Source organism: Arthrobacter sp. NPDC057013, from assembly GCF_042674585.1.
Classification (GTDB): Bacteria; Actinomycetota; Actinomycetes; order Actinomycetales; family Micrococcaceae; genus Arthrobacter.
The window spans coordinates 14,331-39,773 of sequence record NZ_JBHUSE010000007.1 but is presented as its reverse complement, the minus strand read 5'-3'; the positions used below and the strand labels follow the sequence as shown (position 1 = coordinate 39,773).

Sequence of the window (25,443 nt, the reverse complement as noted above, 5' to 3'; positions counted from 1 at the left end):
CGATTTTCAATCGCCTACGACGGCGGGTGGTTACCGCCGTCGTCCTCTTCCGAGTCCTTGGCCGCCTTGGCGGCCTTCAGCACCACGGCCTCCAGCTCGTCGGTGCTGAGCAGTTCCTTGTGGAGGTGCTTGGTGCGGTAGCCGGCGCGGCCCACCATGTGGGCCGAGACCGGCACGGTGAGCAGCTGGAAGATCCAGGCAACGGCCAGCACCGGCCACACCCACCAGGTGCGCAGCTGCAGTCCCACCGCGGCCAGCAGCAGGAACAGGCCGAGCACCTGCGGCTTGGTGGCGGCGTGCATGCGGCTCATCAGGTCCGGGAAGCGGAGCAGGCCGATGGCGGCGGCGAGCGACATCAGGGCACCCACCACCATGAACACGGCCGACACAGCATCGATGACGGCATCCACGGCATTCGGTTCAGGACTCATTCGGCTGCCCCCTCCTGTCGGCCACGAAGCGGGCCACCGTCACCGAGCCGATGAAGCCGATGACGGAGATGGCCACCACCAGCATCAGGTTGTTCAGGTGCCGGTTCACGGCCATGTCGATGCACAGCGCCGCGCCGAGAATAGCCAGCAGCACGTCCGCCGCGAGGACCCGGTCCAGCAGCGACGGGCCACGGGCGATGCGGATAATCGCGCCCGCGGCGGCGAGGGCCAGCGCCACGGCCGTGACGGTGAGGACCAGTTCCATCATGCGCCTGCTTCCTGGTTCAGGGCGGCAAGCTCGTCCTTCGTTCCCATGATCCGGATGAGCCCCGCCTCGGTGTCGCGGACTTCCTTGCGCAGCTTGAGGACGTCCTCCCCGTTCCGGACGTTCAGTCCATGGATGTAGAGCGTGGAGGTGGACCTGTCCACCTCCACCACCAGCGACCCTGGGATCAGGGAAATCACGTGGCCGGTCGCCGTCACCATCAGGTCTGAATGGCTGCGCAACCGAACGGCGACGACGGCGTTGGTCACCTTGGGCCCCTGGGCCACCGCCAGGTAGAACACCTGGCAGCTGGCGGCCACCACCTTGCCGAGGAACACCGCGGCGAACGGAACGGCCCGCAGCACGTTGAAGCGGCCGCTCAGATCCACCGGCGGCAGGTAGAACAGGCGCGCCACGGCAACCGCCAGCAGGGCTCCGAAGAGCAGGTTGCCGGGGCTGAAGTCCTGCCAGAGCGCTCCCCAGACGATGACCAGCCACACCAGCAGCGGCAGTTCCTGCCGCAGGGACACCTTTTTCCGGCTCACCTTCCGCCTCCGCTCAGCGCCAAAGCGGGAACGGGTGTGCCGTCACCAAGCACCGCCTGGATGTAGGCGGACCTGTCCAGCATGGCCGCGGCGGACTGGTCCGCCACGTGGAAGAGCGGCCCGGCGAAAACGGTGAGCGCCACACCCAGCACCACCAAGCCCAGGGTGGACCCCACCATGGTCCGCGGCAGGAGGCGTAGCGCCGTCGTGCCGGCTTCCACTGCCGGGGCGGGAGCGAGGAGCACCGGGTCAGGGTGCTCCGCGTCCTCGGCCTTGCGCCAGAACGCACGGTTCCACACGCGGGCAACGGCCAGGAGGGTCAGGAGGCTCGTCAGCACGCCGCCGATCACCAGGGCATAGGCCAGCGGGGTGCCCAGTCCGATGCCGGCCTGCATCAGGCCGAGCTTGCCCAAGAATCCGGAGAAGGGCGGGATGCCCGCAAGGTTCATGGCGGGAACGAAGAACAGCAGCGCCAGCAGCGGGGACAGTTTAGCCAGCCCGGCCAGCCGGTCCACGGAGGAACTGCCGCCCCGGCGCTCGATCAGGCCGGTGACCAGGAACAGGCTGGTCTGGATGGTGATGTGGTGCGCCACGTAGAACACTGCAGCGGCCAGCCCTGCCACGGAGGACATCGCCAGGCCGAACACCATGTAGCCGATGTGGCTGACCAGGGTGAACGACAGCAGACGCTTAATATCGCTCTGGGCGAGCGCACCCAGAATACCGACCACCATGGTCAGCAGCGCCACCACCATCAGGGGCGTGTTGAGGCTGTCGCCGGGGAACAGCAGGGTCTCCGTGCGGACCATGGCGTACACACCCACCTTGGTGAGCAGGCCGGCAAACACGGCCGTGACCGGGGCCGGCGCGGTGGGGTACGAGTCCGGAAGCCAGAAAGACAGGGGGAACACGGCGGCCTTGATGCCGAAGGCCACCAGCAGCATGACGTGCAGGAGCGTCTTGGTTCCCTGGTCCAGTTCGGACAGCTTGATGGCAAGGTCCGCCATGTTGATGGTGCCGGTCGCGCCGTAGACCATGGCGATGGCGATCAGGAACAGCACTGACGACACCACCGAGACCACCACGTAGGTGACGCCCGCCCGGATGCGCGGGCCCGTTCCGCCGAGGGTCATCAGCACATAGCTTGCCGTCAGCAGGATCTCGAAGCCGACGTAGAGGTTGAACAGGTCCCCCGAGAGAAACGCGTTGGAGACCCCGGCCACGAGGATCAGGTACGTGGGGTGGAAGATCGACACCGGGGCATCCTGGTCGCCGTCGGCCATGCCCTGCCCGGTGGCGTACACGAGGACGGCCAGGCTCACCGCAGAGGACACCACGAGCATGAGCGAGGAGAACTGGTCCACCACCATCACGATCCCAAAGGGCGGCACCCAGCCGCCGATGTTCACCGCGGACGTGCCGCCGTTCCAGACGGACGCCAGCAGCAGGCACTCCAGCAGCAGGGTGAGCGAGAGCAGGCCGATGCTGACGGCGCGCTGCGCGCGGGAGTGCCGGATCAGCACGAACGTCAGCGCCGCGCCCAGGATGGGAAGTACGACGGCGAGCGGGGCAAGGCTTGCGAGGTTCACTTCGCGCCTCCGTCCGTAGCCGTGCCGTTTTCCGCAGCGATGTTGCCGGATCCCGGTTTCTCCTCCAGCGCCGCGTGTTCCGCCAGGAGGGTCCGGCCGCCTGCCTCCACGGTCGCCGACGGCTCCGCCGCCGCGGAACCGTCCGGGCCGGAACCGTCAGCGCCGCGCATGGGCAGCGGGAACTCGGAGGTTTCCACGGGGATGACGGCGTCGTCTTCGGCGTCGAAGCTGGGGGTCTCGGCCACTCGGCGGTCCTCGACGTCGTCCTGGATGTCGTCCTGGCGGGCAAGCACCCAGGTCCGGTAGATGATGCCCAGCATGAAGGCCGTCACCGCGAAAGAAATGACGATGGACGTCAGGATCAGTGCCTGCGGCAGGGGGTCGTTGTAGGACGCCGGGTCCGTGTCCTTGCTGAAGAAGGGGGCCAGCCCGGCGTAGCCGCCCGTGGCGAGGATCAGCAGGTTGGTGGCGTTGGCCAGCAGCATCAGCCCCAGCAGCACGCGCGTGAGGCTGCGTTCCAGGATCAGGTAGATGCCGCAGGCATAGAGCGCGCCCATGACCGTCAGCAGGGTCAGGTTTACCGTCATTCCGTGCCGCCTCGGGTTGATCCGGCGGGGATGCCACCGGGCACTTCTTCGCCGCGCCCGTCGCCCTCCTGCGCGGCCTGGGGCCCGTCCTGCTGCAGGGGCCGTTCCTCAAAGTGCTCGTCGATCTCGGCGCCCAGGCTGCGGAGCACATCCAGCACCAGGCCGACGACGACGATGTACACGCCCGTGTCGAAGATGGTGGACGTGACGAACTTGATGTCGCCGAACACCGGCAGCCAGAACTCGATAATGGCGCTCTGGAACACCTGGCCGCCGAAGAGGACGGGGGCGGCCCCGGACAGCGCGGCCGTGGCCAGTCCGATTCCGAGCAGGGTGCCGGCACTGATGGGGGTGGCTTCGCGCAGTTCGAACCGGCCGCCCGCAAGGTAGCGCAGGGTCAGGGCCAGCCCGGCCATGAGGCCGCCGGCGAAGCCGCCGCCGGGGAGGTTGTGCCCGGCCAGCAGCAGGTAGAGCGAGAAGATGATCATCGAGTGGAAGACCAGCCGGGTGACCACCTCGAAAATGATGGAGCGGCGCTCCGGCGCCAGCGTGCGCCCGGCAACGAGCCACGGGTCCCGCGCGGCCGCAGCGAACTTCCGGGTCAGCGCCAGCGCGGCGCCGTCCCGCGATGACTTGTCCACGCCGTGGCGGCGGCCGACGGTCCCCTCGGCCACTGCAGAAGACGTGCGGAGCCGGTCCCCGCGGCCCCGGACGAAGATGAGGCTTGCCACGCCGGTGGCGGCCAGCGCCAGCACGGAGATCTCACCGAAGGTGTCCCAGGCGCGGATGTCCACGAGCGTGACGTTGACGATGTTGAACCCGCCGCCGCCCTCGTACGCCAGCTTGGGGAACCCGAGGGAGACGGGCGTGGCGATGCGGGCGCCCATGGCGTGGATGGCGGCGAAGACCATGGTGGCGCCGAAGGACAGGCCGATGATCACGCGGACCACCCGGTACTTGCCGCGGGTGCGGTCCCGCAGTTCCGCGGGGAGGCTGCGCATGGCCAGCACGAACGCCACCAGGATGATGGTTTCGACGAGCATCTGCGTCAGGGCCAGGTCCGGGGCGCCCTGCAGCGCGAACATCAGGGCGATGCCGTAGCCGGTGACGGACACCATGAGCACTGCAAGGAAGCGCTTGTTGGCACGGACAGCAGCGAGGGCCCCGATGACGATCCCGGCTCCGGCCACCAGTTGCAGGGGCGAGTTGGGGTCGATGAAATACAGCCCGTCGGGAAGCGGCTTGTTCGCGGCGATCAGGGCGGACAGGGGCAGCACGAAGGCGACGCTGAGGATGACGGCAAGGTAGAAATACAGCGAACCGCGCTGCGTGCGTCCGGTGATCCACACGGCGATGTCGTCCAGTGCGCCGATGGTCAACTGGTAGCCGCGGTCGGCGTCGAACCAGGGCGGAACGGCGCTCTGGATTCGGTCCACCACCGCCCGACCGTAGAACATCGCCGCGCCGGCGGCGAAGGTGATGGCGGTCAGGCCCAGCGCGGGGGTCAGCCCGTGCCACAGCGCAAGGTGCCCTGCGGCGCCTGCCGCGCTGCCGGCGTCGTGCGTTCCCCCGGTGAGCGGTCCCCCTGCAAACAGGGCGGCGTACGGCTGGATCCAGGCGTCCACCGGAACGGGCCACAGGCCGTACACGATGGTCAGGCCGCTCAGGACGGCCGGGGCTGCCAGGAAGGAGGGCCTGATGGCCTTGAACGGGGTGGGCCCGACGCCCGGCTTCACGGCGAAGGCACCCCACATGAAGCGCGCACTGTAGGCGAAGGTCAGGATGGAGCCGAGTACCGTGCCCGCCAGGACCACCGCGCCCCAGGGCCCGTAGCCGGGCTCGCCGGCGAAGTGCACGAACGCCTCGAGGACCGACTCCTTCGCCACGAAACCGCCCAGCAGCGGGATGCCGGCCATGGAGGCGGCGCCGATGCCGGCCACGATGCCGAGGGCCCGGGAGGAACGGAAAACGCCTGAAAGCTGGCGGATGTCACGTGTGCCGGACTGGTGGTCGATGATGCCCACCACCAGGAAAAGCGTTGCCTTGAAGAGCCCGTGCGCGAGCAGCATGGCGAGGCCGGCGAGCGCCGCGTCCGGCTTGCCGAGCCCCACCACCATGGTGATGAACCCGAGCTGGCTCACGGTGCCGTAGGCCAGGATGAGCTTGATGTCCGTCTGGCGCAGGGCCCGGTATCCGCCCACGAGCATCGTGGCGAGCCCGAGCCCGAGGACCACCGGCAGCCAGTAGGCCGTGTCCGTGAAGCCCGGGGCAAGGCGCGCCACGATGTACACGCCGGCCTTCACCATCGCGGCGGCGTGCAGGTACGCGCTCACGGGGGTTGGCGCCGCCATGGCGCCGGGAAGCCAGAAGTGGAAGGGCACCAGCGCGGATTTGGTCACCGCACCGGCCAGGATGAGGACGACGGCGGCGCCCACGGCTCCCGCCGCCGGCCCGGAAACCAGCTGCGGTGCCTGCTCGAGGATGGCCGAGATCCGGTAGGTGCCGGCGCTGGCCCCGAGCATGATCAGCCCGACGAGCATCGCCAGGCCGCCGGCTGTGGTGACCATGAGGGCCTGCAGCGCGGAGCGGCGGGCGGCAAGCCGTGTCCGCGCGTACCCGATCAGGAGGTAGGACAGGACCGTGGTGAGTTCCCAGAAGATGAACATCATCAGCAGGTCGTCCGCGGTGACCAGCCCGAACATGGCCCCGGCGAATGCCAGCAGCTGCGCGCCGAAGCCGCCGAGGTAGCTGTCCTTGTCCTTGAAGTACTGTGCGCAGTAGACCAGCACCAGGGCGCCGACGCCGAGGACCAGGAGGGACATGACCCAGGCCAGGGCGTCCATGCGGAAGGCGAATTCGATGCCGAGGCTTGGAATCCACGGGACGGATTCGGCGGGGGCTCCGGTGTTTGCTTCTCCGGTGGCGTAGACGGCGGCGTGCTGGAACAGGAGCCAGATGAACGAACCGGCGGGGACGGCGGCCAGCGCGTAGAACGATTTGCGGCCGAACTTCCGGAAGATGAACGGCGCCACAGCGGCCACCGCGAAGTGCACGGCAAGGACTGTGATCACTGGTATCTCCGCAAAGTCAGAATTCGGTTATCAAAGGTTGGAGCAGGCGGTCATTCGTTGGGTTCGGTCCCGACAGTTTATCAAGGGGGCACTGACACTTTTCCCCGGCCCTGGCCAGCCGCAGCGCAAGTTTCGCCAGCCTGCGGGGGAGTTCCCGTTCCCTGTTCGCTCCGGGCGGATAGCATCGGCCTATGAACTCCGCAGCCGCACCCGAGGCAACGCAGCCGTCGTCGGAACTTGAAGCAGGGCCGCATGCTTCCAGCAAGGGCCGCGTCCTTGCCTGGGCGGCGTGGGACTGGGGGTCCGCGGCGTTCAACGCGGTCATGACGACGTTCGTCTTCACCGTCTACCTGACGTCCCAGGCGTTTGGCGGCGAAGACCGGGCATCAGCAGTGCTCGGCGGAGCGCTGGCCATTGCGGGGGCGGCCATCGCGCTGCTCGCACCGGTCACGGGCCAGCGGTCCGACACCGGGGGCCGCCGCAAGCTCTGGCTGGGGGTTAACACGGCCGCCGTCGCGATCCTGACGGCATTGTGCTTCTTCGTCTTTCCCCGGCCCGAGTTCCTCCTGCTGGGAGTGTCGCTGATCGCCGTTGCCAACGTGTTCTTCGAGTTCGCGGGCGTGAACTACAACGCCATGCTGGCGCAGATTTCGACGCCGCGGAACATCGGCAAGGTCAGCGGGTTCGGCTGGGGCATGGGCTACCTGGGCGGCATCGTGGCCCTGCTCATCGTGCTCCAGCTGTTCGTGCAGCCGCGCTTCGAGTGGTTTGGCGCCTCCACCCAGGACGGCCTGAACATCCGGCTGGTGGCGGTGTTCTCCGCCCTGTGGTTCGTCATCTTCGCGCTGCCGGTGATGTTTGCCGTCCCGGAACTGCCGAAGCCGAAGCGCGCGGCGCGCCTCGGGTTCCTGGCGTCGTACGGCCTGTTGGCGCGCAGGATCAAGGCCATCTACCGGACCAGCCCCCACACCATCTTCTTCCTGCTGGCGAGCGCCATCTTCCGGGACGGGCTGGCGGCGGTCTTCACCTTCGGCGGGATCATCGCGGCGGGCACCTTCGGCTTCGCACTGCCGCAGGTCATCTTTTTCGCGATTTTCGGCAACATCGTCGCGGCCGTGGGCGCGATCCTCGGCGGCTTCCTGGATGACAGGGTGGGGCCCAAGGCCGTGATCATCGGTTCCCTCACCGGCCTGCTGGTCGCGGGAACGGTGATCCTGGTGCTGGGCAACGACAATTACACGTTCCTCGGAGTGCCCTGGTCCGGCGCCACGACTTTCTGGGTTTTCGGCCTGTTCCTTTGCCTGTTCGTCGGGCCCGCACAGTCCTCCTCGCGCGCGTACCTGGCCCGGCTGGCTCCGCAGGGAGAATCCGGCGAGCTCTTCGGCCTGTACGCGACCACCGGCCGCGCCGTCAGCTTCCTCGCGCCGGCCCTGTTCACGCTGTGCATCACCGTTGCCACTCCGCTGGTGGCCCAGGGCGAGGCGCAGCGCTGGGGCATCCTGGGCATCATGGTGGTGCTGCTCGCCGGGCTCCTTGTCCTCCTGCCGGTCAAGGCCCCGAGCGAAGCCGAGATCGCCGTCGTCCCGCAGTCCTGACCTGCTCCGGCCCGGCTCCAGTCCGGCGTCCGGTCCGCCTCAGAGTGCGACGTACACTTGCGCCCCTGGCGGGGCCCCAGATTCAGTCGAAATCGCAGGTTCGCGGACTAGGCTGATGTTATGTACGTGGAAGAGACAGACCTCCCGGGACTGGGCAGGCGCAAGGACTTCATGACAGCATCCGGCCGGCGCATCGGGGTGGTGGAACTGCGCGAGGGCCAGACCGAGCTGTTCGTTTCCACCTGGGATGACCCGGACACCTGCCAGGCCTCCATTCCGCTGACCGGCGAGGAGGCGGCGTGCCTGGGAAATCTGCTCGGCGGCCAGCACATTGCCATGGCCCTGACCGAGGCCCACCGGGAAGTTCCCGGCATCGCCACCCGGCAATTCTCCATTGCCGCGGACTCCCCGTTCCAGAACCAGCCGATGGGCAAGGCCCGCATCCGCACCAGGTGCGGCGTTTCGATTGTGGCGATCATGCGTGAAGGCGAGGTGGTTCCGTCGCCAGGGCCCGACCTCCTCCTTCACCCCGGTGACCTGCTGGTCGCCGTCGGCACGCAAGAGGGGCTGGACGCTGCGGCCGACATCCTGCGCAACGGCTGACCCACATGGATCGCGTGGCCTTGTCCCTCATCGAACTCGGGGCAGTTGTATTCTGCCTCGGACTGCTGGCGAGGCTGGCGGGGCGGATCGGGATGTCTCCCATTCCGCTGTATCTGGTGGGCGGGCTGTGCTTCGGCGCCGGTGGCGTCGTGGAACTGAGCGGCATGAAGGAGTTTTCCCACCTCTCGGGTGAGATCGGCGTCATCCTGCTACTGCTTATGCTCGGTCTGGAATATACGGCGAAAGAGCTTGTGACCGGCCTGCGCAGATCGTGGAAGGCCGGCATCCTCGACTTCGTCCTGAACTTCATTCCCGGCGCCGCCCTTGCTGCCCTTCTCGGCTGGGGCGTCGTGGGCGCCATGGTTATGGGCGGCGTCACGTATATATCGTCGTCGGGCATCGCGGCCAAGGTCATCACGGACCTTGGCCGTATCGGTAACCGTGAGACGCCAGTGGTCCTTTCCATCCTGGTCTTCGAGGACCTGGCCATGGCAATTTATCTGCCGATCCTCACCGCCACGCTTGCCGGCGTCAGCTTCCTGGGCGGCCTGCAGACCGTGGGCGTCTCGCTGGCTGTGGTCACGGTGGTGCTGCTGGTTGCCCTGCGGCACGGGCACCATGTCTCCAAAGCCGTGCACAGCGAGAATTCGGAGGTTTTCCTCCTGAACCTGCTGGGGGCAGCCCTGCTGGTGTCCGGCGTGGCTGCGGTGCTGCAGGTGTCCGCCGCGGTGGGCGCCTTCATGCTCGGCATCGCGATCTCGGGCGCCACGGCCCACAGTGCGACGCGGATCCTTGAGCCGCTGCGGGACCTCTTCGCCGCCATCTTCTTTGTGGCGTTCGGGCTCAACACCGACCCCACCTCCATCCCCCCGGTGCTGGCGTGGGCGCTTGTCCTGGCGGTGATCACAGCCGTCACCAAGATCATCACAGGAGTGTGGGCTGCCAAGCGTGCCGGCATCGCGCGGCCGGGCCGCTTTCGCGCCGGGGCTGCGCTGATTGCACGCGGCGAATTCTCCATTGTTATCGCTGGCCTCGCCGTGACGTCCGGGGTGGTTACGGCCGAGCTTGCGGCCCTCGCCACGGCGTACGTTCTCATCATGGCGGTCATGGGCCCGCTGGCTGCGCGCTACGTCGAGCCCCTCGTCAAGAAGTTCTCCCGTCCGGCGCGGCCGGAGCCCGTCCGGGCCTGAGTCCGGGTCGGACCCGGTTCAGACGGCCCCACCCATCGAGAGGTGAGATCCCGACGTTTGCTGGCCAGCCAGGCGACGAGACCTCACCTCTCGGCGCAAAAGGCCGCGCTAAATGTCGGTGCGGTGGAAGTTCAGGTGGCTGCGGCTGGCGGTGGGTCCGCGCTGGCCCTGGTAGCGGTTGCCGTACTCGCCGGAGCCGTACGGGAACTCGGCGGCGGACGTCAGCCGGAAGAAGCAGAGCTGGCCGATCTTCATGCCGGGCCAGAGCTTGATGGGCAGCGTGGCCATGTTGGACAGCTCCAGCGTGACGTGCCCGGAGAACCCGGGGTCGATGAAGCCGGCCGTTGAATGCGTCAGCAGGCCGAGGCGGCCAAGCGAGGACTTGCCCTCAAGACGCGCGGCAATGTCGTCCGGCAGCGTGACGGTTTCGTAGGTTGAGCCGAGCACGAACTCGCCGGGGTGCAGGATGAACGGCTCGCCCTCCTCCACCTCCACCAGCCGGGTCAGCTCGGGCTGCTCTTCAGCGGGGTCGATATGGGCGTATTTGTGGTTGTCGAACAGCCGGAAATAACGGTCAATCCGGACATCCACCGAGGACGGCTGGACCATCGCGGCTTCGTACGGATCGAGGACGATCCGTTCGGAATCAATTTCGGCACGAATGTCGCGGTCAGAGATCAGCACACCCTCAAAAATACCATTGCTGCTCCCCTGCCCTGCCGCTAGTGTTGCGTGAACAATCAGGCTGGCGGTCTCACGTCACACGGCCAGAAGTAGAGCTGGGGATATTTTGAACAGGATTGCGGCCAAGGCCGCTGTTGCACTCGCCTGCGCCCTCGCGCTGGCCACGCCCGCGGCAAGTGGCCTGCCAACCGTGGCAAGCGCCGGAAGTTCCGCGACGCCCGCCGCCATGCCGGGCGCCACTGCCGCCGCACCCGATGCAGCCGCTGCGCCGTCTGCGGCAACGCCCGACGGCGGCGGACCGGCTACCGCGGCACTCCCACCACGGCTTCCACTCACCGGAGCTGCTGACCCCGCACCGCACACTGAAACACCCGCGGAGACGACGGCGGCCACTGCCGCCCCGGCGCCCGCGACCGCCCGGGAAGAGCCCGCCCCTCCAAGCCCCGCCACGCAGCCCGCGCCCGCGCAGCCCGCTCCGGCCCGGACCGCCAGCCCAGCTGCAGAGGGCCCGCCGGAGCCGGCCTCCATTCCGCCGCTCTCGGCACCCGCCGATGCCTTCGTCGCGCCGCAAGACGCCGCACCGAAAGACACGGCGCGGACGGACCAGGGCGCCGCCGCGAAGGGCCTGCTGACGCCGCAGGCGCTGGTGCCGGACAGCAACGCCGCCCAGGTGGCCGCCGTCTTCACCGCGATCAACACCTACAGGGCCTCCTTGGGCCTGCCTGCCGTCAGGTACCACGCAACGGTTGCCGGCATGGCGCAGGAATGGTCGGACAGCATTGCCTCCCGCGAGGTCATTGAACACCGGGCCAACTTCTGGACAGACGCCCGCGCCCTGAGTCCCACCAACGGCGCAGGCGAGGTCATTGCCGTCCGCTGGGACCGCGACGCCGCACAGCTCGTCGAGTGGTGGAAGAACTCGCCGTCGCACAATGCCATCCTCACGGACCCCCGGTTCAACGTCGTCGGCATCGGCATCACCTTCACCGACGGCAACTGGCAGACCGCACCCAACCGCTACACCATGTGGGGCGTGGTGGACTTCTTCGGCTACACAGCCCTGCCCGCCGGCACCACGGCCACTCCGGGTGGCAGCACCTCGGTTCCCGTGCAGCCGACCGACGTGTGCGAGCCCCTGGTGAAACACATGCCGCCCACGTTCGACCTCGCGACGGCCGCCATCCGGAGCGCCGGCGACATCGTGTCGTTGGACTCAGCAGGGCAGCTCATCAACCGGCCCGCATTGGGCGCCGGACAGTTCGGCCCGCCCGAAACCATCGGCTCCGGCTTCGCGGCCGCCCGGCAGGTTTTCGTCACCGACTGGGACCGGGACGGAGTTTACGACGTCCTGGTGCAATGGTCCGACGGCCGCCTCACCCTGTATCCGGGGCAGCTGGCGGGCGGGTTCCTGCCGCCGGTCACACTGGGACAGTCCGGCTGGGCGGGCATGACGCTGGCAGTCGGCGGATGGTGTTCCACCAACCGGCTCCCCGAGCTGCTGGCGCTCGACTCCGACTCAAACCTCTGGCTCTACCCTAACCGGGGCACCGGCGACCTCGTCCAGCGGACCCTCATCGCCTCCGGTGTCGACGCCACCCGGCTCGCCATGGCGGATTACGACGGCGACGGCTTCCAGGACCTGCTGGCACGCCAAGGCGACGGCAATGTTCTGTTGTACCGGGGTTCCGGCGGTCCGTCACCCAAGGCGGAAGCCCGGACGCTGGTCGCCAGCGGCTGGGGCGACGTGACAGCCGTCCGTGCACTGCACGGAGTCACCGGCGCGTACTCCACCGGCCTCGTCCTGCAGCGGACCGGGCAAGCCGGCCCCGTGCAGTACTGGAACCTCGACGCGGGAGTCCTGTCGCCGCCGTCGGCCATCCCCGGCACATGGGCGGGCCAGCAGTTGGCCCAGTAATAAAGCACTAAAACCTGGAGTTTTTGTCCACATATCGCGAGTTAAGGGCCCTTTAACTCGCGACAAATGGACGAAAACTCCAGCGGAAGAGGGGGAGCCTCAGTCCGCCGTCGTGCGTTCTTCGATAACGGCGGGGAGCTTCGCGAGATGCCCCACGGCCGCGCGGAGCCGGCGCCGGTATGCCGGGCGGAGGAAGCTCCAGAAGCCAAGCGCCGGCGCCTCCAGCGCGAACCGCACCCGGGTTCCGGCGGTCTCGGTGCTGAGGTAAAAACCGCCGCGCAGGAGGGACGGGCCGCCCACCACCTGGAACTGGATTTCGGCGCCGGGCCGGGCATGGGTGATCTCGTAATCCCGGGCCACCGGGCGGCCATGGGGCCCGTCTACGGTGACCTGGTACCTGGCCCCCACGCAGCCGGCGCTGCCCGAACTGAGCCCCACGCTCCGGACGTCGGCCTGCCATCTGGGCAGATTCGCGCCGTCCAAGAGGAAGGACCAGACCGTCATGGCGTCGCGCGCAACGAGGACCTCGTGTTCTGCACCTGCCATGGGGATCCTTTTCCGACGTCGGGCCTGCCTTGCGTAGCCCGTTCCCCTACCTGCAGCTAACGAGATTCAGGATAATCACCTGCTCCGGCCCGCGGCCGCGCACCGCCCGGGCCTTTACCGAACAGTTACGGGAGCCCTTTCTGCCCGGTGTTCCGACGCGCGCGGGCTCGGGATCCGGATGGCCGGCGTCACGGTACAACTGCGCTATGCTGGGTTCTGCCCCGGACAGTTTCCGGTGCGACTGCGGCTGTAGCTCAATGGTAGAGCGCTAGCTTCCCAAGCTTGATACGCGGGTTCGATTCCCGTCAGCCGCTCCAATCCCACCCCCGAATGCGCGGATGCCGGTCCTAGACCGCCCGGCGCACCACCCGCAGCACTCCCCGCCGGTTCCGCAGGTCCACCTTGAGCGTCAGCTCACCTTTGCGGGCAAGCACGACGGCGACAGTCGCCGCGGCGAGCGCCGGCACCCCGCCGGCCACCAGCAGCCCGGCGTGCGGATCAACGTGTTCGGCAATGAAACCGATCATGGGTCCGCCGAGGGCCTGGCCGCCGATCAGCACCATGATGTAGAGGCTCATCACGCGGCCCCGGATGCCCATGTTGGAGCTGGTCTGCACCAGCTGGTTGGACGCGGTGAGGAACATCAGGCACCAGAACCCTGACAGCACCAGCGCGGCGCCGAAGAGCGGCAGGGTGGGGACGGCGGCGGACAGGCACAGCATCAGGCCGTACATGCCGGCTGCCAGGACCACCGACCGCAGCCGGAGCTGCCGGCGCCGGGTGGAGGCGACCGCCCCGGTCAGCGCCCCGAGCGCCACCAGCGCATTCAACATGCCGTAACCGCCGGCGCCGATGCCGTACACCCGGTCCGCGAAGGCGGCGAGCAGCACCGGCAGGCTCATGGCGAACACCGAGATGAAGCCCACCATGAGCCACGGCCAGTAGATGGTGGGCTTGCTGAGCGCGTACCGCAGCCCCTCCCGCAGCATGCCCTTGGACTTGGGCGCCGGCGCGCTGACTAACAGCTCGTCCCGGCGCAGCAGCAGGAGCATGGCCACGGTGGAACAGCAGGCCGCCGCGTTGGCGGCGAAGGCCCAGCCTGCGCCAACGGCGGTCAGCAGCACCCCCGCGATCGCCGGACCGATCAGCCCGCCCAGCTGGAACGTCGTGGAGTTCACGCTGATGGCGTTGCGCAGGTAGCGGGGGCCCACCAGCTCGTGGACGAACACCTGCCGGGCGGGCTGGTCCAGCACGGTGACCAGGCCGAGCACCAGTGCTATGGCGTAGACGTGCCAGACCTCGATCCGCCCGGTGAGCGACAGGGCGGCGAGCGCAGCGGCCAGGACAGCCGCGGCGGACTGGCACACGATGAGGATTTTGCGCTTGGAGAACCTGTCCGCGACCATCCCGCCCCACGGACCGAGCAGCAGTGACGGCAGGAACTGCAGCGCCACGGTGAAGCCGACTGCGGTGACGGATCCGGAGAGCTGGAGCACCAGCCAGTCCTGGGCGATGCGCTGCATCCAGATGGCGATGACGGCAATAAAGTGGCCCGTGGCGAAAAGCCGGAAGTTGGGGACCCGGAGTGAAATGAAGGTGTGACGCCAGGGCAGGCGTTCACTGACGACGGCGACGGGCTGGGTAACGGTGGCCAGTGGCGGCGGCGGGGGTGTCACAGGAGTTTCCTCAGCTGAGCGGTCCGATGGGGGATGCCCTCAACGCTATGGCGCGCACTTCTGATTGTGGAAGACTATTGCTCCTATAACTCGCATTGCCAAGCGTAATGACCCCCGCCGTCGAGGAGGACGCATGTTCGAACCGGCCCAGCTCCGATCGTTCCTCGCCGTGGCCGAAACGCTGAGCTTCACCAAGGCGGCAGAGCGCCTGGGTCTGGCCCAGCCGACGGTCAGCCAGCACGTGCGCAAGCTCGAGGCCGCCGCCAAACGGACGCTCATCAGCCGTGACACAAGGGACGTCAGCCTGACGGACAACGGCGATGCGATGGCGGGGTTCGCCCGCAGCATCCTCGCCGCCCACGACGCCGCCGCCCGCTACTTTTCCGGCTCGGCCATGCGGGGGCGCCTGCGCTTCGGCACGGCGGACGACCTCGCCATCACCGGCCTGCCGCGGATCCTGCGCGAGTTCCGGCAGATCTACCCGCAGATCAACCTCGAGCTCACGGTCGGTCAGAGTGACCAGCTGTACAAGCGCCTGAATTCCGGCCAGCTGGACCTCGTCTTCGTGAAGTGGGTGGACGGGGCCAAGGACGGCACCGTGGTCCAGCACGACACCTTTTCCTGGGTGGGCCTCGAACAGACTGCCCTGGAGCCGGGCCATCCGGTGCCGCTGATCGCGTACCCGGCGCCCAGCCTGAGCCGCAAGCTTGCCATCGATGCGCTCGAATCCGTGGGCAGGACGTGGCGCATCACCTGCACCACCAAGCAGATCAGCGGCGTGCTGGCGGCCGTCCGCGCCGGCATCGGGGTGGCCGTGATGCCGTCCTCGCTGGTGCCGGAAGACCTGAAAATCATCACCCGCCGCTTCGAGCTGCCGCCTGTGGGGGACGTCGATTTCACGCTGATCAGGAACCCGCTGGCGAACGCCGAGGTCATCGACGCCCTGACCCAGGCCATTATGGGAAGGACCCTCAAAAAGCCGGCGTAGCAGGGCCGAAGCCGGAAAAATGATTGATAACCGTTCGCAGCTGGCTTATGCTGTGACTGTTGCGGTCATGCAGCGGCTGTCAACACACAGGTTTCGAAGACGAACATTGCTTGGCAACGAAGCCCGCCTTGTTCGGGATAGGTACGCCGTGACCACAGCCGCAAACCCCCGCTATACCCGCCACTCGATGACCGCGGATGCCGAATATGTCGGCCAGCCGAACTGCGAAAAGTGCGGAACAGACGAGTTCATTTATCTGGAGTCCTTCGTGCCGGCCAAGCACCGCCAGGACGGCACCGTCCGGAAGCTGGGCGAAGTCGCCTACACCTGCACGCGATGCGAGGACTTTTCCGCGCACAGCGTCCCGGCATCGTGGGCTCCACCGGGCTGGTATCTGGGTTAAGCAGCAACACGCAAAGAGAACGGGCGGGCACCTTCTGGGGTGCCCGCCCGTTCTCTTTGCCTTGTGAGGGCGACTCCCCTAGATCAGCGAGTCGGAGAGGTGGTTCGGCGTGCCGAACCGGTGGGCCGTGATGCTGACGGCCTGCTCGTGCAGGAACGGCAGCATTTCGATGCGGCCGGCCTCCGTCACCTCGTGGGCGTAGATGGCCAGATCCGGACGGCCGCCGGTCGCTTCGGCCAGGTCGGCTGCGGAGCCGCCGATCAGGCGGATGCGTCCGCCGGACAGGTTGTCCGCCGCGGCGAGACGGCCCGCGGATGCCAGCCACGCGGCGTCGTCCTCCACCGTCACGGGGATGTCCAGTCCGGTGAGCACCGCACGCAGCTGGGCGGGAAGTTCGACGCCGGACGAAACGGTAACGGGGGCGCCGGCAAGTACGCCGGCGGCTACTGTCCGGACGAGGGCGCGGAGGGATTCGCCGTCGGACAACCGCACGGTGACCGGCAGTGCACGGTAGCGGAAGATGTTCCGCTCGGCGCTGAGGTTGGAGACGTCCTTGGCGGTGCCGAATTCGTCCGCCCAGGCGAGGGCGTCCGAGCCCAGCGCCCGCTGCAGGGCCTCGGTGTCGGAAGCGCTGAGTTCACCCTTGACGGCGTCCAGGAGCCGCTGCACCCTGCGGTTCGCGATGCCCGCCGCGGCACCCTGGGTGCTCTCGGTGCTGGTCCAGTCGCCGAGGCCGGCGAGGTAGTTGGGGCCGCCCGCCTTGGTGCCGGCGCCAACCGCCGACTTCTTCCAGCCGCCGAACGGCTGCCGCTGCACGATGGCGCCGGTGATGCCGCGGTTGATGTACAGGTTGCCGGCCTGGATGGTGTCCAGCCACACTCCCAGCTCATCGGTGTTGAGCGAGTGCAGGCCGGCGGTCAGGCCGTACTCGATCTGGTTCTGGATGGCGATGGCCTCCTCCAGGGTGTCCGCGGTCATGACGCCGAGGACGGGACCGAAGAACTCGGTGAGGTGGAAGTAGGATCCGCGCTTGACGCCGTAGCGCACGCCCGGGCTCCAGAGCCGGCCGGTGTCATCGAGCTTGCGGGGCTCGACGGCCCAGTTCTCGCCGTCGCCGAGGGTGGTCAGCGCGTTGAGCAGCTTGCCCTTGGCCGGCTCAATGATCGGGCCCATCTGGCTGGTGGGGTCCTGCGGGTAGCCCACCTTCAGCGAGGTCACCGCGTCGATCAGCTGGTTGTGGAACCGCTTCGAGGTGGCCACGGACCCCACCAGGATCACCAGCGAGGCGGCGGAGCACTTCTGGCCTGCGTGGCCGAAGGCGGAGTAGGCAACATCCTTCGCTGCGAGGTCCAGGTCCGCGCTGGGGGTGACGATGATGGCGTTCTTGCCGCTGGTTTCGGCCAGCAGCGGCAGGTCCTTGCGGAACGAGCGGAACAGTTCGGCGGTCTCGTAGCCGCCGGTCAGGATGACGCGGTCCACGGCAGGGTGGGAGATCAGCTGCTGGCCGAGCTCGCGTTCACCCAGCTGCACCATGGTGAGCACGTCGCGCGGGACGCCGGCCTCCCACAGTGCCTCGATCATCACGGCGCCGCTGCGGCGGGCCTGCTTGGCAGGCTTGATCACGACGGCCGAGCCGGCGGCGAGTGCCGCAAGCGTGGAGCCGGCGGGGATGGCCACCGGGAAGTTCCACGGCGGCGTGACGACGGTGAGCTTCGCCGGAACGAACGTGGCGCCGTCGACCTGGTCCAGCTTGCGGGCGGACTCGGCGTAGTAATGGGCGAAGTCCACTGCCTCACTGACCTCGGGATCGCCCTGGTCGATGGTCTTGCCGGTCTCGCTGGCCATGACCTCGAGCAGGTCCGCACGGCGGGACTCGAGAACGTCGCCGGCGCGGTGCAGGATCTCGGCACGCTCGGCGCCGGACAGCGCACCCCACGCCTTGCCCTTTTCGACGGCGGTGGCGATCACGGTGTTGAGGGTGTCCGCATCCGTGATGGTGGCGGCTTCAACGGAGGCATTGCCCAGGGTCGACGCCGGGACCCGGTCCAGGATGGCCCGGCCCCAGTCGCGGTTGGCGGGCAGGGACGGGTCGGTGTCCGGGGTGTTCCGGAAGCCGGTGCGGGGCATCGGCTCTGCCGGGTGGTTGCGGTTCTGCAGGCGGTTGGGCGCCGGGACCTCGTCGTCGAGCTCTTCCAGGGAGGACAGGAAGCGCTGCTTTTCACGCTCGAACAGCGTTTCGTTCTCACTAAGCTCGAAGACGGCGGACATGAAGTTTTCCTGGCTGGCGCCCTCTTCGAGGCGGCGGATCAGGTAGGCGATGGCGACATCGAACTCGGCCGGGTGCACCACGGGTGTGTAGAGCAGCAGGGAGCCGACGTCCTTCTTGACGGCCTCGGCCTGGCCCTGTGCCATGCCGAGCAGCATCTCGAACTCGATGCCCGACTCGACGCCGCGCTGCTTGGCCAGCAGCCAGGCGAAGGCGATGTCGAACAGGTTGTGGCCGGCGACGCCGATGCGGATGTTGCCGATCCGGTCCGGGTGCAGCGCGTAGTTGATGACGCGCTTGTAGTTGATGTCCGAGTCGAGCTTGGTGCCCCAGGTGGCCAGCGGCCAGTCGTGCAGCGAGGCTTCCACCTGCTCCATGGGGAGGTTGGCGCCCTTGACCACCCGGACCTTGATGGCCGCGCCGCCATCAGCGCGGCGGGCGGCTGCCCACTCCTGCAGCCGGATCATGGCGGCGAGGGCGTCCGGGAGGTAGGCCTGGAGCACAATACCGGCTTCCAGGTTCCTGAACTCGGGCTTGTCCAGGATCCGGGTGAAGACCGCGATGGTCATGTCCAGGTCCTTGTACTCCTCCATGTCCAGGTTGATGAACTTGGGCTTGGGGAAGGAAGCGGCTCGGGCGAACAGCGGGGTGAGCTTTTCGACGACGTGCTCCACGGCCTCGTCGAAGGCCCACGCGGAGTGCGGGGCCACGGTGGAGGACACCTTGATGGAGACGTAGTCCACGTCCGGGCGGGCCAGCAGCGTGTGGGTTCCCTCGAGCCGGCGGGAGGCCTCGTGCTCGCCGAGCACGGCCTCGCCGAGGAGGTTCACGTTGAGCTTGATGCCGTCCTTGCGGATCTTGGCGATGGCCGGGCCGAGCTTGGAGTCGGTGGCGTCGACGATGAGGTGGCCCACCATTTCGCGGAGGACCTTGCGGGCCACGGGGATGACAACCTGCGGCAGGACCGGGGCCATGCGGCCGCCCACCTGGACAGCGCTGCGCATGTACCAGGGCAGGAAGGCGGGAACCTTCGGGGCGAGGGCGGCAAGGTTGCGGGCGGCGACGTGGAGGTCCTCGGGGCGGACCACGCCGTCGACGAAGCCCACGGTGAAGTCCAGGCCGTTCGGGTCCTTGAGGACGCCGGCGAGCTGCTCGGCGGAGGCGTCCACGGGAACCTTGCTGGCTTCGGTCAGCCAGCGGCGGACGAGGGCAATTGCGTCGGTGGCCAGAGCGGTCGCTTCGGCGACGTCGGACCCTGCCGAGGGGGTGGCGACGGCGCCGGATACAGTGGCGCCCTTGCCTGCCTGCACGCGGTGATCCGTTGCGGTGTTGGTCATGGCTTTCCTCGTTCTTTCAGTGCGATGTGATCGTCTTATTCATCAGTATGAGCCTCGCATCCCTTAAGATAAAGCGATCTTTCCTGAGCAATACACGTTAGAAATACCGATCGTTCTGTATTGCCGCCCGACACCCTGGATCGGCGCCGCTTCGCCGCCGGCGCGACGACGTGGGGAAGGGTTTGGGAAATCCCTGCAGGACGTGAGGAAGCGTCGCGGGAATCCCTCCAACAAGTGATCGCGCGTTGCATATCCCAAACGCTCGATCAGATCCTGCCGCCTTTTCCCAAACGCTCGATCAGATCCTGCCGCCTTTTCCCAAACGCTCGATCAGCTTTCGTCGCTTAAAGGCAAACCCTCCCGCACCTGACAGGTGCGGGAGGGTTTGCCGGCACGGCGCCAAAGGCGGGGGCTACACGGGCGTGTGCATCTCCACAGCCTCGTTGTGCCGCGGGCTGTTCGGGTTCATGAGGGAGTGCCGCTTGCCGTAGCCGAAGTAGATCACCAGTCCGATCACGAGCCAGATGACGAAGCGCAGCCAGGTCTCCCAGTGCAGCTGAAACATCAGGAAGGCGGAAGCCAGGACACCGAAGGCGGGGACCGCCGGCATCAGCGGCAGGCGGAAGGTCCGCGGCGCCTCCGGCTTGGTGTAGCGGAAGATGATCACGGAAACGCACACCACCACGAACGCGGCGAGGATGCCGATGTTGGTGAGGTCGGCGACAGCCTTGATGGGGAACACGCCGGCCAGAAGCGCCGAGGCAATACCGCCGATCCACGTCACGCGCTGCGGGGTTCCGTGCCGGTCGGTCTTCGAGAACCAGCCGGGAAGGAGGCCGTCGCGGCTCATGGAGAACCACACCCGGGTGACGCCGAGGAGGAAGGTGAGCATCACGGTGAGGATGGACAGCACGGCGAATACAGAGATGATGGTGGCGATGACGGGAAGGCCGACGCCCTGGAACGCCGAAGCGAAGCCGGCGGCAGGATCGATGTCCTTGTAGTTCTGCATGCCGGTGAGCACGAGGGTGGCGGCAACGTAGAGCAGCATGGCGATGATGAGGGACAGGACGATGGCCTTGGGCATGTGCTTCTTGCCGTCGGTTGCCTCTTCCGCCGCGGTACTCATGGCGTCGTAACCGAACACGGCGAAGAACACGGTGGCCGAGCCGGCCACGACGGGTCCGAAGCCGCTGGGCATGAACGGGGTGAAGTTCTGGGTGTTGATGTAGAAGACGCCCAGCCCGATGATGAACAGGATCAGGACAACCTTGATGGCCACGGCGATCAGTTCAAACCGGCCGAAGGTCTTGGTGCCGCGGGAGAGGATCCAGGTAACCAGGAGGCAGACAAGAATGGCCGGGATGTTGATGATGCCGCCCTTGCCCTCATCCACAGTGGACGTCATCCACGCGGGCATGTGGATCCCGATGCCGGCCAGGAAGGCATCAAAATACCCTGAGATGCCGATGGCCACCACAGCCACGATGGCGATGTATTCCAGTAGCAGGTCCCAGCCGATGAACCAGCCGATGATTTCGCCCAGGGCCACGTAGCCGTAGGTGTACGCCGAGCCGGCACGCGGAATCATGCCCGCGAACTCCGCGTAGGACAGCGCGGCGGCAGCCGAGGCCAGGCCGGCGATCAGGAAGGAAATCAGCACCGCGGGTCCGACGCCGGGCGTGTCCGCACTGCCGTGCGCCACAAGGCCTGCCAGCGAAAAGATGCCGACGCCGATGATGCCGCCGACGCCGATGGCGGTCAGCTGCCACAGCCCGAGGGACTTGAATAGGCCGCTGTGCTTGTTCTCTACTTCGATGTCGTCTATGGGCTTGCGCCTCAGGATTGACTGTGAAGGATCTGTTGTACTCATCGGGACTCCTGCGTAGGTGCGGCCCCATCATTTCGCCCTGTGATGGGGGTAACTCAATCTGTTTAGTATGCAAGGCGTGTTGCATTAGATAAAGTGCATACTTCTAACCAGTATTCGTTAGTCCAACTATTCATTTGTGCAATCCAAGGGAACAGTCCATGCTTGATGTCCGCCGGTTGAGGCTGCTCCGCGAGCTGAAGATCCGGGGCACGCTCGCCGAGGTGGCAGCAGCCCTGCAGTACAGTCCCTCCTCAGTTTCCCAACAATTGGCCCTGCTTGAGAAGGAAGTTGGGGTGGAACTGCTCAGGAAAACCGGGCGCCGCGTGCAGCTCACCCCGCAGGCCGAGGTTCTGGTGGCACATACAGCGCACCTGCTGGAAACCCTGGAGCAGGCCGAAGCGGATCTGGCAGCATCACTGACCACCGTCTCCGGCACGGTGCGGATCGCCGTCTTCCAGTCCGCAGCACTGGCGCTGATGCCTGACGCACTGACCCGCCTCGCCGCGACGTACCCCGAGGTCCGGATCGAGATGACGCAGCGCGAGCCGGAGACGGCGCTGCATGAGACGTGGGCGCGCGACTTCGACCTGGTCATCGCCGAGCAGTACCCCGGCCACGCGGCGCCGCGCTACCCCGAGCTGGACCGTGTACGCCTCACCGGGGACGCCATCCGCCTCGCAGTCCCGCCCCCCGCGCCGGCCAGGGCGACAGTCGAGTCACTCGCGGACACGGCCGAGATGCCCTGGGTGATGGAACCGCGCGGTGCGGCGTCGCGGCACTGGGCCGAGCAGGCCTGCAGAAGTGCAGGCTTCGAGCCGGACGTCCGTTTTGAAACGGCAGACCTCCAGGCCCAGATCCGCCTGATTGAGTCCGGAAACGCCGTAGCCCTGATGCCGGATCTGGTGTGGACCGGCCGAGGCACGACGGCGAAGCTGCTGGATCTTCCCGGCAAGCCGAGGCGGACGGTCTTCACGTCCGTGCGGCGCTCCGGCGCGCAGCGGCCCGCCATCCTCGCGGCACGTGAGATCCTTGCCTCGACCGCCGCCTCCATTGCGGCCGCCCAGGAAATCGACACCGGGGCGGACGCCTCCGGCGCCCCCGCGGCAACCCCCGGAACCACGACAACAGGCGGAGAAGTTGTGTAGCGGGGTGTTCCCTGGCTCACAGCCAAGCGTTGACCCCGGCGTTAGACTGTTGACGTTATGAATCGCACAATGTTTAAGTCCAAAATCCACCGGGCCACTGTCACGCATGCGGACCTGCACTACGTGGGGTCGGTCACCGTTGACCTGGACCTGCTCGACGCTGCCGACATCCTGCCCGGCGAGCTCGTGGCCATTGTGGATGTCACCAACGGCGCCCGCCTCGAGACCTACACCATCGCCGGCGAGCGCGGCTCCGGCGTGATCGGGATCAACGGCCCCGCAGCCCACCTGGTGCACGAGAACGACACCGTCATTCTGATCACCTACGCGCAGATGACGACTGAGGAAGCCAAGGCCTACGAGCCGAAGGTTGTCCACGTGGACAAGGACAACCGCATCATCCAGTTGGGCAATGACCCGGCCGAAGGCCTCACCCCGGGACTAATGCGGCCGCCGTTCGCACTCAACAACGCCGCACTGAGCTAAGAACATCGCCGCGACAGGCTAACCGCCAACAGCGAGATCCCTGCCACAACGTGAACCGCGGCTGAATAAATCTGATTAGGCTGGGATGGTGGATGCCACCCCCTGCCCAAGCCTGTCCCCCACGGCGACCCCGTGCTAGGCGTCCTCGCAGGCTTTTTTGTGGTCTGGTCCATCATTCTGGTGGGCATGTTCGTGGGCAGGCGCAAGATCCTGGGCGAGAACGCCCGCCAGGTCCTGAGCGGGCTGACCTTCTTCGTGGCCAGCCCCGCGTTGCTCTTCGAAACACTCAGCAGGGCGAGCCTCCGTGACGTGTTCGCCGCCCCCCTGCTGGTGGCAGGAGTCGGTGCCGTCGCCACCGCTGCCCTGTTTTTCATCATCGTCAGGTTCCTGCTGAAGCGCAGCGTCCCGGAATCACTGATGTCGTCCATGAGCGCCTCGCTGGCCAACTCCGCCAACCTGGGCATCCCGATCGCCGTCTACGTCCTCGGCGACGCCAGCCATGTCGCTCCCCTGCTGATCTTCCAGCTGGCGTTTTTCACCCCGATGTTCCTTATGGCCCTCGATGCCACCACCAGCTCGCACCGGACCACGCCCCTCCGGTTCGTGATGCTGATCCTGAAAAACCCCATGATCGTCGGTTCGGCCCTCGGGCTGCTGGTCGCGGGAACTGGGTTTCAAGTCCCGCCGCTGCTGCTGGAGCCCGTCCACCTGATCGGCGGCGCCGCAATTCCGGCCATGCTGATGGCCTTCGGCATGAGCCTGAACGGATCGAGGCCTCTGCAGGCGGATGCCGGCCGGAGAACCGACGCCCTGCTGGCCAGCGGCTTCAAGCTCTTCGTCCACCCCGCCATTGCATATGTCTTTGCGCGCTTCGCGCTCGGCCTGGATGGTGCGGCCCTGTTCGCCGTCGTGGTCACGTCCGCCCTGCCCACCGCACAGAATGTGTTTGTTGCCGCCAGCCGGTACAAGGCCGGGCTCACGGTGGCGAAGGACACCGTCCTGATCACCACCATCGTGGCCGTGCCTGCGATGATCCTCGTGGCCCTGCTTTTGGCATAACTGCGGCCCCGCCCCAAAGCACCACCCCTGACCGCTCCGCGGCTGCCGACCGAATTGGAGGAACCTTGAATACCACCCTGGACACGGTGATCATCGGAGGCGGAGCCATGGGTTCCGCTGCCGCCTGGGCGCTGGCTGCCCGCGGACGCGGCGTGACCCTGCTTGAGCAGTTCACGCCCGGCCACCACAAGGGCGCCTCGCACGGCGCAACCCGGAACCTGAGCCTTGCCTACGCGGAGCCAGAGTACGTCACCATGCTGGCTGAAACGCTGAAGCTCTGGGCCGAGCTCGAGGACGAGAGCGGGGAGCAACTGCTGGCGCGCACCGGCGTCGTCAATCACGGTCCCGACCCGCACCTCGGCGAGATCCATGCGGCGCTGAACGGCGCCGGCCTGCGGGCGGACTTCGTGCCGCTGGCCGAGGCCGGCGAACGCTGGCGCGGCATCCGCTTCGACCGGCAGGTGCTCCACATGCCCGACGGCGGCCAGCTCAACCCCGAGGCCGCCCTTCCGGCGTTTCAGCGGCTCGCGGCCGGGAACGGCGCGGACATCCGGCATGGCGTGAAGGTTGTGGGGCTGGACATACTCGACGACGGCGTCCGGCTCACCGTGGACGACGGCGGACGGACGGACGTGCTCACCGCCCGGCAGGCGGTGGTCACCGCAGGCGGCTGGACCTCCAAGCTGCTCGCTGGCTCAGTCGCCACCCCGCGCCTGACAGTCACGCAGGAGCAGCCGGCCCACTTCGGCATCACCGACGACGGCGCCACCTGGCCGGGCTTCAACCACTTCCCCGGCGAGGGCGGGGACTACGCGGGTTTCTACTCCCCCGTGTACGGCATGCTGACCCCCGGCGAGGGCATCAAGGCGGGCTGGCACGGAGTGGGGCCGGTCGTGGATCCGGACCGGAGGTCCTACCTGCCCGAACCGCGCCAGCGTGCAGCCCTCCAGCAGTACGCGAGGGACTGGCTGCCCGGCGTGGACGCCGACGCCATGACCGACATCAGCTGCACCTACACCACCGCCCCTGACCACAACTTCGTGCTGGACCGGATTGGCCCCGTGATCATCGGGGCGGGCTTCGCCGGCCACGGCTTCAAGTTCACGCCGGTGGTGGGCCGAATTCTCGCGGACCTTGCCACGGGCAGGGGCCCGGTGCCGGCGATCTTCGCGGCTTCCCGCGCCTAGGT

The 25,443-nt window shown here is 67.4% G+C and carries 21 protein-coding genes and 1 tRNA gene; 11 read left to right on the top strand and 11 right to left on the bottom strand.

The annotated features are described in order from the left end of the window. Window positions 1-14 precede the first annotated feature (14 nt). From mnhG to ACFTSA_RS11435, 6 genes are read right to left on the bottom strand one after another with little or no spacing between them, the layout of a single operon-like run. The gene (gene mnhG, locus ACFTSA_RS11460; protein WP_377951382.1) at window positions 15-431 is read right to left on the bottom strand and encodes a monovalent cation/H(+) antiporter subunit G; all 417 of its coding nucleotides are present in this window, start codon (window positions 429-431) and stop codon (window positions 15-17) included. Beyond that, complete coding sequence (locus ACFTSA_RS11455) at window positions 421-699, bottom strand: monovalent cation/H+ antiporter complex subunit F (RefSeq protein ID WP_354255172.1); 279 nt, start codon at window positions 697-699, stop codon at window positions 421-423. Before ACFTSA_RS11455 ends, mnhG begins: the two co-directional genes overlap by 11 nt. Next, window positions 696-1,241: a Na+/H+ antiporter subunit E gene (locus tag ACFTSA_RS11450; protein ID WP_377951381.1), complete on the bottom strand. Its 546-nt coding sequence runs from the start codon at window positions 1,239-1,241 to the stop codon at window positions 696-698. Before ACFTSA_RS11450 ends, ACFTSA_RS11455 begins: the two co-directional genes overlap by 4 nt. Next, entirely contained in the window at window positions 1,238-2,830 is a 1,593-nt protein-coding gene (locus ACFTSA_RS11445; RefSeq protein ID WP_377951380.1) for a Na+/H+ antiporter subunit D, read from the bottom strand. Before ACFTSA_RS11445 ends, ACFTSA_RS11450 begins: the two co-directional genes overlap by 4 nt. Then, window positions 2,827-3,417, bottom strand: a complete 591-nt coding sequence (locus ACFTSA_RS11440) for a Na(+)/H(+) antiporter subunit C (protein ID WP_377951379.1) — start codon at window positions 3,415-3,417, stop codon at window positions 2,827-2,829. The genes ACFTSA_RS11445 and ACFTSA_RS11440 overlap by 4 nt, the downstream gene beginning before the upstream one ends. Continuing rightward, window positions 3,414-6,488: a Na+/H+ antiporter subunit A gene (locus ACFTSA_RS11435; RefSeq protein ID WP_377951378.1), complete on the bottom strand. Its 3,075-nt coding sequence runs from the start codon at window positions 6,486-6,488 to the stop codon at window positions 3,414-3,416. Before ACFTSA_RS11435 ends, ACFTSA_RS11440 begins: the two co-directional genes overlap by 4 nt. Before the next feature lie 191 nt (window positions 6,489-6,679). Between ACFTSA_RS11435 and ACFTSA_RS11430 the strand changes: the two genes are divergently transcribed. The 3 genes from ACFTSA_RS11430 to ACFTSA_RS11420 all read left to right on the top strand — a co-directional run bounded on the left by ACFTSA_RS11430 (window position 6,680) and on the right by ACFTSA_RS11420 (window position 9,876). Further along, window positions 6,680-8,083, top strand: a complete 1,404-nt coding sequence (locus tag ACFTSA_RS11430; protein WP_377951377.1) for an MFS transporter — start codon at window positions 6,680-6,682, stop codon at window positions 8,081-8,083. 120 nt (window positions 8,084-8,203) lie between these two features. Further along, entirely contained in the window at window positions 8,204-8,686 is a 483-nt protein-coding gene (locus ACFTSA_RS11425) for a cation:proton antiporter regulatory subunit (protein WP_377951376.1), read from the top strand. 5 nt (window positions 8,687-8,691) lie between these two features. Beyond that, window positions 8,692-9,876, top strand: coding sequence for a cation:proton antiporter (locus ACFTSA_RS11420; RefSeq protein WP_377951375.1), 1,185 nt, complete (start codon window positions 8,692-8,694; stop codon window positions 9,874-9,876). A gap of 108 nt (window positions 9,877-9,984) precedes the next feature. On the opposite strand, the gene dcd is transcribed toward ACFTSA_RS11420, so the two are convergent. Next, window positions 9,985-10,560 (bottom strand): dCTP deaminase, encoded by a 576-nt coding sequence (gene dcd, locus ACFTSA_RS11415; RefSeq protein WP_003803277.1) that lies wholly within the window; start codon window positions 10,558-10,560, stop codon window positions 9,985-9,987. A 106-nt stretch (window positions 10,561-10,666) separates the two neighbouring features. Between dcd and ACFTSA_RS11410 the strand changes: the two genes are divergently transcribed. After that, complete coding sequence (locus ACFTSA_RS11410; RefSeq protein WP_377951373.1) at window positions 10,667-12,475, top strand: CAP domain-containing protein; 1,809 nt, start codon at window positions 10,667-10,669, stop codon at window positions 12,473-12,475. Window positions 12,476-12,574: 99 nt separating this feature from the next. Here the strand turns inward: ACFTSA_RS11410 and ACFTSA_RS11405 are convergent, their stop codons facing one another. Then, complete coding sequence (locus tag ACFTSA_RS11405) at window positions 12,575-13,021, bottom strand: SRPBCC family protein (RefSeq protein ID WP_377951372.1); 447 nt, start codon at window positions 13,019-13,021, stop codon at window positions 12,575-12,577. 243 nt (window positions 13,022-13,264) lie between these two features. On the opposite strand from ACFTSA_RS11405, the gene ACFTSA_RS11400 reads away from it, so the two are divergent. Then, a tRNA-Gly gene (locus tag ACFTSA_RS11400) sits at window positions 13,265-13,338 on the top strand. 30 nt (window positions 13,339-13,368) lie between these two features. Here ACFTSA_RS11400 and ACFTSA_RS11395 read toward each other — a convergent pair. Then, on the bottom strand, window positions 13,369-14,697 hold the full coding sequence (locus ACFTSA_RS11395; RefSeq protein WP_377951371.1) for an MFS transporter: 1,329 nt from the start codon (window positions 14,695-14,697) through the stop codon (window positions 13,369-13,371). Between the two features lie 133 nt (window positions 14,698-14,830). On the opposite strand from ACFTSA_RS11395, the gene ACFTSA_RS11390 reads away from it, so the two are divergent. Together ACFTSA_RS11390 and ACFTSA_RS11385 are read left to right on the top strand one after the other, a co-directional pair. Beyond that, a complete protein-coding gene (locus ACFTSA_RS11390) occupies window positions 14,831-15,685 on the top strand; it encodes a LysR family transcriptional regulator (protein WP_377951370.1) in 855 nt (284 codons plus the stop codon). A gap of 148 nt (window positions 15,686-15,833) precedes the next feature. Further along, window positions 15,834-16,088, top strand: a complete 255-nt coding sequence (locus ACFTSA_RS11385) for a hypothetical protein (RefSeq protein WP_377951369.1) — start codon at window positions 15,834-15,836, stop codon at window positions 16,086-16,088. Between the two features lie 78 nt (window positions 16,089-16,166). On the opposite strand, the gene ACFTSA_RS11380 is transcribed toward ACFTSA_RS11385, so the two are convergent. Together ACFTSA_RS11380 and ACFTSA_RS11375 are read right to left on the bottom strand one after the other, a co-directional pair. Beyond that, window positions 16,167-19,691 carry a bifunctional proline dehydrogenase/L-glutamate gamma-semialdehyde dehydrogenase gene (locus ACFTSA_RS11380; protein WP_377951368.1) on the bottom strand — a complete coding sequence of 1,175 codons (3,525 nt, stop codon included), beginning with the start codon at window positions 19,689-19,691 and terminating at the stop codon, window positions 16,167-16,169. Between the two features lie 412 nt (window positions 19,692-20,103). Beyond that, window positions 20,104-21,564 (bottom strand): amino acid permease, encoded by a 1,461-nt coding sequence (locus ACFTSA_RS11375; protein WP_377951367.1) that lies wholly within the window; start codon window positions 21,562-21,564, stop codon window positions 20,104-20,106. 158 nt (window positions 21,565-21,722) lie between these two features. Between ACFTSA_RS11375 and ACFTSA_RS11370 the strand changes: the two genes are divergently transcribed. The 4 genes from ACFTSA_RS11370 (at window position 21,723) to ACFTSA_RS11355 (ending at window position 25,441) form a co-directional block, all read left to right on the top strand. Continuing rightward, complete coding sequence (locus ACFTSA_RS11370; protein WP_377951366.1) at window positions 21,723-22,709, top strand: LysR substrate-binding domain-containing protein; 987 nt, start codon at window positions 21,723-21,725, stop codon at window positions 22,707-22,709. Between the two features lie 57 nt (window positions 22,710-22,766). After that, entirely contained in the window at window positions 22,767-23,195 is a 429-nt protein-coding gene (panD, locus tag ACFTSA_RS11365; RefSeq protein WP_331570838.1) for an aspartate 1-decarboxylase, read from the top strand. Window positions 23,196-23,327: 132 nt separating this feature from the next. Continuing rightward, entirely contained in the window at window positions 23,328-24,254 is a 927-nt protein-coding gene (locus tag ACFTSA_RS11360) for an AEC family transporter (RefSeq protein WP_377951364.1), read from the top strand. A 65-nt stretch (window positions 24,255-24,319) separates the two neighbouring features. After that, window positions 24,320-25,441 (top strand): FAD-dependent oxidoreductase, encoded by a 1,122-nt coding sequence (locus ACFTSA_RS11355; RefSeq protein ID WP_377951362.1) that lies wholly within the window; start codon window positions 24,320-24,322, stop codon window positions 25,439-25,441. Window positions 25,442-25,443: the final 2 nt, after the last annotated feature.